6 protein-coding genes are annotated in these 10,469 nt (G+C 73.8%); 2 read left to right on the forward strand and 4 right to left on the reverse strand.

The genetic code is table 11. The features are described 5' to 3' along the window. Positions 1–28: 28 nt before the first annotated feature. Genes ABH925_RS07565 through ABH925_RS07575 form a run of 3 tightly spaced genes read right to left on the reverse strand, consistent with a single transcriptional unit; the run spans position 29 to position 7,265 of the window. On the reverse strand, positions 29–3,220 hold the full coding sequence (locus ABH925_RS07565; protein ID WP_370146293.1) for an efflux RND transporter permease subunit: 3,192 nt from the start codon (positions 3,218–3,220) through the stop codon (positions 29–31). Positions 3,221–3,222: 2 nt separating this feature from the next. After that, positions 3,223–3,660 (reverse strand): hypothetical protein, encoded by a 438-nt coding sequence (locus tag ABH925_RS07570; RefSeq protein WP_370146294.1) that lies wholly within the window; start codon positions 3,658–3,660, stop codon positions 3,223–3,225. Next, entirely contained in the window at positions 3,660–7,265 is a 3,606-nt protein-coding gene (locus ABH925_RS07575; RefSeq protein ID WP_370146295.1) for an efflux RND transporter permease subunit, read from the reverse strand. Before ABH925_RS07575 ends, ABH925_RS07570 begins: the two co-directional genes overlap by 1 nt. 178 nt (positions 7,266–7,443) lie before the next feature. On the opposite strand from ABH925_RS07575, the gene ABH925_RS07580 reads away from it, so the two are divergent. Then, positions 7,444–8,169 (forward strand): 4'-phosphopantetheinyl transferase superfamily protein, encoded by a 726-nt coding sequence (locus tag ABH925_RS07580; protein ID WP_370146297.1) that lies wholly within the window; start codon positions 7,444–7,446, stop codon positions 8,167–8,169. A 56-nt stretch (positions 8,170–8,225) separates the two neighbouring features. Further along, positions 8,226–9,362 (forward strand): dihydrofolate reductase family protein, encoded by a 1,137-nt coding sequence (locus ABH925_RS07585; RefSeq protein WP_370146299.1) that lies wholly within the window; start codon positions 8,226–8,228, stop codon positions 9,360–9,362. Between the two features lie 57 nt (positions 9,363–9,419). Here ABH925_RS07585 and ABH925_RS07590 read toward each other — a convergent pair whose 3' ends face one another. Then, positions 9,420–10,436 carry an ABC transporter ATP-binding protein gene (locus tag ABH925_RS07590; protein WP_370146301.1) on the reverse strand — a complete coding sequence of 339 codons (1,017 nt, stop codon included), beginning with the start codon at positions 10,434–10,436 and terminating at the stop codon, positions 9,420–9,422. Between the last annotated feature and the right edge of the window lie 33 nt (positions 10,437–10,469).

Consider the following 10,469-nt stretch of genomic DNA (forward strand, 5'->3'; position numbering starts at 1 on the left):
GGCGCCGGGATGGACCCGGGCGGCCACCTCAGGTGTCGGCTGCCGCGGGCCCCTCGGCCGCGGCGGCCCGCCTTCCGGGGTGGGCGAAGCGGAGGTAGAGGGAGGGGACCACGAACAGGGTGAGCAGCGTGGAGCTCACCAGCCCGCCGAGGATGACCACCGCGAGCGGGTACTCGATCTCGTGTCCCGGCTGGTCGCCGAGGGCCACCAGCGGGACCAGCGCCAGGCCGGTGGCCAGCGAGGTCATCAGGATCGGGGCGAGCCGCTCGCCCGCGCCGCGCACCACCAGGGCGGGCCCGAAGGGCACGCCCTCGTGTCTCTCCAGGTGCTGGCAGTGGTTCACCAGCAGGATGCCGTTGCGCGCGGCGATGCCGAAGACCGTGAAGAAGCCGACCAGCGCCCCGATGGTGACCACCCCGCCGCCGACCCAGATCGCGATCACCCCGCCGACCAGTGCCATCGGCAGGGTCAGGAACACGAAGACCGACAGCCGCCAGGAGCCGAAGGCCAGTTCCAGCAGGATCAGGATCGCCACCGCGGCGATCGCGGCCGTGGTGAGCAGGCTGTTCTGGGCGGCCTGGCGCTCCTGGTACTCGCCGAGCAGCGTGTAGTGCGAGCCCTGCGGGACGCTCAGGCCCTGCAGGTTGCGGCGGATGTCCTGGACCACGGCGGACAGGTCGCGGCCCTGGACGTTGGTGCCGACGTCGATGTAGCGGGAGTTGTCCTCACGGGTGATCAGGTACGGGTCCGGGCCCAGCGTCACGCTGGCCAGGTCACCGAGCCGGACCGTGCCGCCGGACGGGGTGTCCAGCCGCATGTCGCTGATCGCGCTGGGGTTGTCCCGGGCCGAGGGGACGCTCCACACGTAGACGCCGTAGACCTCGTTGCCCTTGAAGACGTTGCCCATCTCCTGCCCGGCGACGACGGTCGCGGCCTGGCGCCGGATGTCGCCGGGCTTCAGCCCGTACTTGGCGGCCTTGGCCAGGTCCACCTCGACCTGGATCTGCGGGGTGTCGATCGACAGGTCGACATGCGGGTCGACCACCCCGGGCACCGACTGGACCCGCCCGAGCACCTGGTAGGCGGTGTTCCGCATCTGGGCCAGGTCCTGGCCGTAGACCCGGATGGTCACCGCCTCCTTGGAGCCGGACAGCACCTCCTCGATCCGCTCGTTGAGGTAGGTCTCCACGTCCCGGTAGAGGCCGGGGTAGCTGTCGACGACCGCGCGGACCCGGGCCACCGTGCTGTCGTAGTCGACGTTCGGCGAGATGCTGATCCACACCTCGGCCGCGTTGATGCCGACGACCTCCTCGCCCTGCTTGGCCCGGCCGATGTGCGCGCCGAAGTCGGTGACGCCGGGGATGGTGCGCAGGTCGTGGTCGAGCGCGGTGGTGGTGCGGACCACCTCGGCGTCGGAGGTGCCGGGGATGGCGTCCCAGTGGATCAGCAGGTCGCGCTGCTTGAAGGTGGGGAACAGCGACTGCCCCAGCTGTGGCGCGACCAGCGCGCCGGCCAGCACCACCAGGCCGAACACCGCGTAGGCGGCCCGGGGTCTGGCCACGATCCGGTTCAGCGCCGCCCGGTACCACCGGCGCAGCACCCGGACCAGCGGGGACTGGAAGCGTTTGAGGGTGGCCCGGCGCAGCAGGATCAGCGTCAGCGCGGGGGTGACCGTGAGCGCCACCGCCATCGAGGCCAGGATGGCGAGGGTGTAGGCGAGGGCGAGCGGCCGGAAGAAGGCGGCGGTCAGCCCCTGCAGCAGGAAGACCGGGACGGCCGCGCAGACGATGATCAGCGTCGCGTAGACGATCGGACTGCGCACCTCCATGGAGGCGGCCAGGATGATCCGCGCGGTGGAGGTGTCCCTGCCGGCGCGTCTGGCGTCGCGGAGCCGGCGCAGGATGTTCTCCACGTCGATGATCGCGTCGTCGACCACCGCGCCCAGGGCGATGATCAGCCCGGCCAGCACCATGGTGTTGAGCGTGGTGCCGGTCGCCCGCAGCACCAGCAGCGCCGCGGCGAGCGACAGCGGGATGGTGACCAGCGAGATCAGCGCCACCCGCCACTCGAACAGGAACAGCACCAGGATCACCACGACCAGCAGGAAGCCGAGCAGCAGCGCGTCGGTGAGGTTGTGCACCGAGTCCTGGATGAAGGTGGCCGGCCGGAAGATGTGGGTGTCGAACTGGACCCCGGGCAGACCCGGCTGCAGCTGGCTGATGACCTGGTCGACGTCCTTGGTGACCTGCAGGGTGTTGCCCCAGGGGAGCTTCTCCACCACCAGCAGCAGGCCCGGCTTCCCGTTGATCACGGCGTCGCCGATGATCGGGGTGTAGTCCTGGACCACCTGGCCGATGCTGCCCAGCGGCACGTTCTTCCCCTGCGCGGCCGGGTCCTCCAACGGGACCCTGGCCAGGTCCGCGGGGGTCTGCACGGAGAGCTGGTGGGCGACCTGGAGCCGGTTGGACGGGGTGTCCAGGAAGCCGCCGGCGCCGACCACCGAGCCGGTGGAGAACTGCAGCGCGCCGGAGTCCAGGGCGTCGGAGGTGGTGCGTTCGACGTCGTCCAGGGTGGTGTGGCTGGCCGCCAGCTTCGCCGGGTCCACCTGCACCTGGAAGGTGGGCTGGCGCTCGTTCCAGATCGAGACGTCGGCGACGCCGTCCACCCGCAGCAGCCGCGCCTTGACGTTCCAGTAGGCGAGCTGGGACAGCTGGACGACGCTCAGGGTGCTGGACGTCATCCCGATCTGCAGCACCCGGCCGGTGGCCGAGACCGGCGGCAGCATCACCGGGGGACTGGCCCACTTGGGCAGCGTGGGCCGGACCGTGGCCAGCCGCTCCTGGACCAGCTGCCGGGCGTGCAGCAGGTCGGTGCCCGGCTTGAAGATCAGCACGATGGACGAGAGCTGCGGCACCGACGTGGAGCGCAGCGTGTCGAGGCCGGCCATCCCGTTCATGGCCAGCTCCAGCGGGACGGTGACCAGGTTCTCCACGTCGGAGGTGGACAGGCCCAGGCTCTCGGTCTGGATCTGCACCTGTGGCGGGGCGAACTCGGGGAAGACGTCCAGGGGTTGCTGCGGGATGGTGGCGATGCCGACGGCCATCAGCGCCACCGCCGCCGCGACCACCAGGAAGCGGTAGCGCAGGCTCCAGGTGACGACGGCCCGCATCGCGGTCATCCGCTCACGTCGGGTCGACCCGCTGCGGGGTGAGCTGTTCACCGTCATTCCTCCCCCACGCCGTACTCGGCGCCCAGCAGTTCGGGTGCGGCCACGTCCACCACCTGGGTCCCCGGCGGCGGCCCCGAGCTGAGCAGCACGGAGCCGTCCTGGGTGGTGGCGGCGACGACCACGGCCAGGCGCAGATAGGTGCGCGGCGCGGGGACGGTGTAGACCCACGGGTGGCCGTCGGGGTCGTAGACGATCGCGGTCTCCGGGATCCGCAGCAGCCCGGCGGCGCTGCCGACCGGCGCGGTGGCGATCGCCAGCCGGGCGACCGCCTCCGGGGTGAGCACCACCCGGTGCAGCGAGCTGCCGGGGACCGGCTGCAGGCTGGCCGGCTGCGGATCCTGCGCGGTCACGCCCCTGGGGCCGCAGCCGGTCAGCAGTCCGCCGCCGAGCAGCACCAGCAGCGCCGTGGTGAGCGTCCGGTGACGGGGCATCAGCGCACCTCGCCGACCGGCCCGAGGCCGCCGCCCGCCGCGACGCCGCCCGTGCCTGTGCCCGTGCCCGGGTCGCCGTCGCCGAGGTCCGACGGGTCGGTGCCGTCGGCGGACGGCCGGGAGGCGGGCAGCCGCAGCTGCAGGGCGGGCAGCAGCACCAGCGTCACCAGGGTGCAGCTGACCAGCCCGCCGAGGACGACCAGGGCGAACGGCCGGGCCAGCTCCAGCCCGGCGATGTCGCCCCGGAAGGTGAACGGGAGCAGCAGCAGCGCCAGTCCGACGGCGGTCGTCAGCACCCGTGGGGCCGCCCGGCCGGTCGTGGCCAGGACGGCGGCGCGGCGCGCCTCCGCGGCGGCCCCGTTCGCCGGGCCGGTCCCGTTCGACCGGCCTGCCCCGTTGGTGTCGGCGAGCCGGAAGCGGTGGAACAGGGTGAGCCCGCCGTGCACGGCGACGCCGAGCAGCAGCAGGAAGCCGACCAGCGCCCCCGTGGTGATCCGGGTGCCGTCGATCAGCGCGGTCAGCGCCCCGCCGGCCAGCGCCAGCGGCAGCGTCAGCAGCAGCAGCAGCGCCCGGATCCAGCTCCGCAGCGCCGCCTGGAACAGCAGCAGCACCCCGACCACGCACGCCAGCACGCACAGCAGCAGCCGGAACTGCCCGCTCTGGGTGGTCAGCAGTCCGCTGGTCACCTCGGCGTGGTAGCCCAGCGGCAGGCCCACGCCCTGCACCGCCGCGCGGACCCGGGTCAGCGTGTCGCCCAGGTCCTGGCCGTGGACGGCGGCGGTGACGTCGAGGTAGCGGGAGGCCTGGTCGTGGTCGATCTCGGTCGGTGCGGGCTGGATCGAGACGGTCGCGATGTCCTTGAGCGCGACCGTGCCGCCGCTGGGGGTGTCCAGCAGCAGATTCTGCAGGTCGGCGAGGTTGCTCCGGACGGCGGGGGTGCTCCACACCGCGACGTCGAAGATCTGCTGCTGCTGGTAGTAGCTGCCGACCGGGATGCCGGCCACCAGGACGGCGGTCGCCCGGCGCACGTCCCCGGGCTTGAGGCCGTACGCGGCGGCTTTGTCGACGTCGGTGGCGATCTGCACCGAGGGCTCGGTGACCGGCTCCCGGACCGAAAGTCCGCTGATGCCGGGCAGGCCGGCGATCGCCTGGCGCAGCCGCGCGGCCTGCGCGGCCAGGGTCTGCCAGTCGGTGCCGTAGAGCCGGACCCGGACCGCGTCGCTGCCGTCCGAGCGGTCCACCGTGGCGTCCTGGAGCGCCAGCTGAGGGTAGGTCAGCAGGGTGTGCCGGACCGTGGTCTGCCGGTCCAGCACGGCCCGGACCGCTGCGGTGGTGCGGGCGTAGTCGGCGTCCGGGGCGATGGTGACCCAGGTCTGGGCCGAGTCCACGTTTACGATCTGGTCGCCCATCAGCGACTGGCCGACGTCGCTGGCCACGTCCTTGACGCCGGGGACGGCGCGCAGGCTGTCACCGGCCGCCGTGGCGGTGCCCTCCATCGAGGGCAGCGAGGTGCCCGGGGCCGCCTGCCACTGGACCAGCAGGTCGCGGTCCTGGGACTGCGGCATCAGGCCCTGCGAGGTGTGGCTGAGCTGCGGGACGACCGTCAGCGCGGCCAGTGCCAGCAGCACCGCGAGGCTGCCGGCCGTCAGCGGGCGCAGCAGGCCGCCGGCCACCCGCTGGTAGCCGCGTTCGAGCCAGTGCGGCGTGGTCGCGGGCGGCCTGGGCTTTCCGGCCCGCAGCAGCAGGAAGCCGAGCGCGGGGGTGACCGTCAGCGCGACGGCGGTCGCGGCGAGCAGTGCCAGCAGGTAGGCCACCACCAGCGGCCGGGCCAGCGCGCCGCCGAGCCCGGGGATCAGCAGCAGCGGTACGGCGCTGAGCAGCACCGCGGCCAGCGCGAAGCCGAGCGGGCGGCGGGCCTCGACCAGCGCGTCGGTGAGGAGTTCGGACAGCGGCGGTCCGGCGGCGGCGCCTGACCCGGAGCCGGAACCGGGGACCGGGTCCGGTGGCGGCCCGTCGTCAGCCGCCGCGGCGGGTCCGGTGTTGTCGACGGCGGCGTGGTCGGCGCCGGCGTTGCCGGTCAGCGCGCTGGCCCCGTGGCCGGACCCGGCCGGGGAGGCCGGAGCCGTCCCGCCCGTGCCCTGGCCCGTACCCTCGCCCGTCTTGGGAGCTCTGGCGTCGCTCGCACGTCGGCCGGCGGGGGCGGCGGCACCGCTGTCGCCCGCACGCCGACCGAGGCTGAAGCCCCTCCGGTCGCCGGTGCCGAAGCCCGCACCGTCGCCCCCGGCGAAGCCCGGGCCCCGGTCCGCGCCGGAGGCGGCCGCGCCGAGGTGCCGGCGCAGGCCGAGCCCGCGGAGCGCGACCACGCCGGCCACCGCGTCGTCCACGATCACGCCCAGCGCGGCCAGCATCCCGGCCAGCGTCAGTTCGTTGAGCGTCGCCCCGCGCAGGTACAGCACGTAGGCCGCGGCGACCAGCGGCAGCGCCACCGCCACCAGCCCGGTCAGGGACACCCGCCAGGACCGCCAGCAGCCGCCCAGCCAGACGGTGAGCAGCAGCAGGCCGATCAGCGACGCCCAGCCGAGGTTGTGCAGGGCGGACTGGACGAAGGTCGCCGGCCGGAACACCGAGGTGTCGACGGTGACGCCGGCGAGGCCCGGCTTCAGGTCCGCCATCGCCTGCTCGACGCCGTTCGCCACGGCGAGGGTGTTGGCGCCGGGGAGCTTCTCGACCACCAGCAGGAAGCCGGGGCCGCTGGAGAGCAGCGCGTCGCCGCGCATCGCCGGGTGGTCCTCGACCACGGTGGTGACCGTGCCGAGCTTCACCGGTGACTTGCCGGTCACGTCCTCGACCGGCACCTGGGCGAGGTCCTGCGGCGTGGTGATCGGCAGGATGTGCTGCACCGACAGCCGCTGGTTGGGGGTGTCGATGAAGCCGTCCGCACCGGGGGAGGAGGCCTCGACGAAGGTCAGCGGCGAGGTCCACATGGCGTCGCCGGTGGTGTTGATGACCTGCGACAGGGTGACGCCGTTGGCGTGCAGCCGGGCCGGGTCGACCAGGACCTGCAGCTGCTGGTCGCGCTGGCCCCAGATGGTGACGTTGGCGACGCCGGGAACGGCCAGCAGCCGGGGCCGGATCCGCCAGCGGGCCAGCGTGGACAGGTCGATCAGCGAGGTCGACTTCGAGGACAGCGCGATCATCATGGTGCGGCTCTGCGCCGACTGCGGCTGGATCATCACCGGCGGCGTGCCCACGTTCACCACGGCCGGACCCTGCGCGACCCGCTCGGTCACCAGCTGCCGGGCCTGGTAGACGTCCGTGCCGGGCTTGAAGGTCAGCTCGATGGACGACAGCCCGGGGACGGACTGCGAGCGCAGCCGGTCCAGATAGGCGAGGCCGTTGAACTCGTCCTCCAGCGGCACGGTGATCAGCTGCTCCACCTCCTGGGTGGACAGCCCCAGCGCCTCGGTCTGCACCTGCACCTGTGGCGGCAGGAACTCCGGCAGGGTGTCCACCGGGGCGTGGCGCAGCGATCCCGCGCCGACCACCAGGACCAGTACGGCCGCCGCGACCACCGCGGCGGCCAACCGCAGGCTCGAACTCACCATCCAGCGCATGACGATCCCCCCGCTGCCCCGACTGACAGAGGGCGCCCGCTCACCCCTGGGCTCCCCCACCTGTGTTCGAGGTGTCCCCCTTGGGAGCGGCCTCCACACACTTTTCTCACGGTCTGTGCACGAGTCGTCACACAAGCATCATGAACGATGTTCCTTGTAATCTCGGGGTGTGACACGAGCTCCGGATACAGCCCCCCGTTCGTACCCGTTCGTGGTGCCGGCCGCCGGTGCGGTCGACCTCTGGTTCGCCCGGGAGCCGGCGCTCGGCCCGCCGGCCGTGCTGGACCAGGGTGAGCGGGAGCGCGCCGCCGCGTTCATCCGGGACGCCGACCGGGACCGCTACGTCGGCGCCCATGTGATGCTGCGTCATCTGCTGGGCCGGTACCTGGCGGTACCGCCGGAGGCGGTCCGGCTGGCGCGGGACCGCTGCCCCTGCTGCGGCGCGGACGGCCACGGACGGCCGATCGTCGCCCCGGGGACGTACCGGGAGCCGCTGCACTTCTCGCTCTCGCACGCGGGTTCGCTGGTCGCCCTCGCGGTCGGATCCGATCCGGTCGGCGCGGACGTCGAGGCCTGGCCGAGGCCGGAGGCGGTCCGCGACCTGGTGCCCGCGCTGCACCCGGCCGAGCAGGACGAACTCGCCGAGGAGGCGGGCGGGGAGGGCGAGGTCGCCGCCTTCTCCCGGCTGTGGACCCGCAAGGAGGCGTACCTCAAGGGCCTCGGCACCGGTCTGGGCCGGGCACCGCACCTCGACTACGTCGGCACCAGGCGGCCGGGCCCGGAGGACTGGTCGCTGGCCGACGTCCCGGTCCCGGAGGGCTACTCGGCGGCGGTCGCGCTGCGGCACCCCGGCCGGATCGACCCGCGCGTCACCTGGCTGGACGCACCCCCGTAGCCGGGCCCCGCTCCGAGGACCCAGCACCGCTCCCACGACCGTGAAGGACCCGCACCGTGCCGGACGACCGACCGTATGTGCTGATCAGCGCCGCCGTCTCGGTGGACGGGTATCTCGACGACACCACCCCGGAGCGGCTGCTGCTGTCCTCGCCGGAGGACTTCGACCGGGTCGACCAGCTCCGGGCCGACAGCGACGCCGTCCTCGTCGGCGCGGGCACGCTCCGCGGCGACGACCCCCGGCTGCTGGTGTACGCGCCGGAGCGCCGCGCCGCGCGGATCGCCCGCGGCCTGCCGGAGTACCCGCTCAAGGTCGCGCTCAGCGGCAGCGGCGACCTCGACCCCGGGCTGCGGTTCTGGCACCACGGCGGCGCCAAGGTGGCCTACACCCCCACCCCGGTCGCGGCGGGCCTCGCGGAGCGGCTGCGGGGGCTGGCCGACGTGGTGGGCACCGGCCCCCGGCTCGACCCGGGCGCGGTCCTGGACGACCTGGGCGCGCGGGGCGTGCGCCGGCTGATGGTCGAGGGCGGGGGAGCGGTGCACGCACTCTTCCTGACGGCGGGTCTGGTCGACGAGATCCAGCTCGCGGTCGCCCCCTTCCTGGTCGGCGACGCCGCGGCACCACGGTTCGCGCACACCACCGGGGCCACCCGGTTCCCGCAGGACGCCCTGCACCGGATGACGCTGGCCGGGACCAGCGCCGTCGGCGACATGGCGCTGCTGCGCTACCTCGTCGACCGCCCCGCGCTCACGGCCGAGGACCGGCGCTGGCTCTCGCTCGCCATCCAGGAGTCCCGGCTCTGCCCGCCGTCCGCCACGGCGTACTCGGTGGGCGCGGTGATCGTCGGGGCCGACGGCACCGAGCTGGCGCGGGGTCACTCCCGCGAGGACGACCCGACCGTGCACGCCGAGGAGGCCGCGCTGGCCAAGCTCGCCCCGGACGACCCCAGGCTGCGCACCGCCACCCTCTACACCACGCTCGAACCCTGCAGTGTCCGGGCCTCCCGGCCGACCCCGTGCGCCCGGCTGGTACTGGCGGCGGGGATTCCCCGGGTGGTGCTGGCCTGGCGCGAACCGGCGCTGTTCGTCGCCGACTGCCAGGGCGTCGAGCTGCTCGAACAGGCCGGTGTCAGCGTCCTCGAATGCCCCGAACTCGCCGCCGAGGCCCGCGCCGTCAACGCCCACCTCGGCTGAGCACCGGGCGTCCGTTCCCCGGGCGGCCGTTTTCCGGGGGTCCGTTTTCCGGGGGGCTCAGCCGCCGGCCGGGGGCTCCTCGGCCCAGACCGAGATGTGGTCCGGTTCGAGGGAGACGCCGACGCGGTGCTCCATGCCGAGGGCCTCCAGGAACTGCCTGGGCAACTGGATCCGTCCGGCGCGGTCGAGCATGGCGTACTCCCGCTCCTCCAGTGACTCCTCGCCGTGCTCGTCGGTGGCCAGCCGCCGCAGCACCTCGGAACTGGCCCGTCCGTCGCGGATGGCGACGGTGCGGCGCACCTCGGCGGCGACCATCAGGTCATGGGTGACGATCACCACCGTCGCGCCCAGCTCGCGGTTGACGGTGCGGAAGGCCTCGAAGATGACGCCCGCGGTCTCCGAGTCCAGCTCGCCGGTCGGCTCGTCGGCCAGGACCACCGAGGGGCTGTTGGCCAGGGCCACCGCGATGGCGACGCGCTGCTGCTCGCCGCCGGACATCTGGTCCGGCCTGCGGTCCCCGCAGTGGCCGACGCCGAGCAGGTCCAGCAGTTCCCCGGCCCGCTGCCCGCGTCCCCGGCGCAGTCCGAGACCCCGCCGCAGTCCGAGGCCCCGGCCACCGCTCAGCTGCATCGGCAGGGCCACGTTCTGCCGCCCGGTCAGGAACGGCAGCAGGTTGCGGGCGGTCTGCTGCCAGACGAAGCCGACCACCTGGCGGCGGTAGCGCAGCCGCTCCGCGCCGCTCATGGCCAGCAGGTCGCAGCCGGCGACGGTGGCCTTCCCGGCAGTGGGCACGTCCAGTCCCGCCAGGAGCTGCAGCAGCGTCGACTTGCCGCTGCCGGACGCGCCGACCAGCGCCATCAGCTCGCCCCGGGCAACCGTCAGGTCGAGCCCCTGCAGGGCCTGCACCTCGACCCCGTCGGTGGAGAAGATCCGTACCAGCCGGTCGCAGGCGATCACCGCGTCGTGGCCGTAGCCCGGCCGCTCCCGGGCGGCGGCGACCCGGCCGCGCAGCTCCTCCAGCGTGGGGTTGCCCTGCTCCGGGCCGCCTGCCTGGTTCTCCGTGGTGGTGCTCATCCTGTCCCGCCCTCCCCGCTCGGTCCGTCGCCC

This window comes from Streptacidiphilus sp. EB129, assembly GCF_041262645.1.
GTDB lineage: Bacteria > Actinomycetota > Actinomycetes > Streptomycetales > Streptomycetaceae > Streptacidiphilus.

Coding starts and splice junctions, on each gene's coding strand:
- ABH925_RS07590 (WP_370146301.1), bottom strand. CDS start 10,436: ATGAGCACCACCACGGAGAACCAGGCAGGCGGCCCGGAGCAGGGCAAC.
- ABH925_RS07570 (WP_370146294.1), bottom strand. CDS start 3,660: ATGCCCCGTCACCGGACGCTCACCACGGCGCTGCTGGTGCTGCTCGGC.
- ABH925_RS07575 (WP_370146295.1), bottom strand. CDS start 7,265: ATGGTGAGTTCGAGCCTGCGGTTGGCCGCCGCGGTGGTCGCGGCGGCC.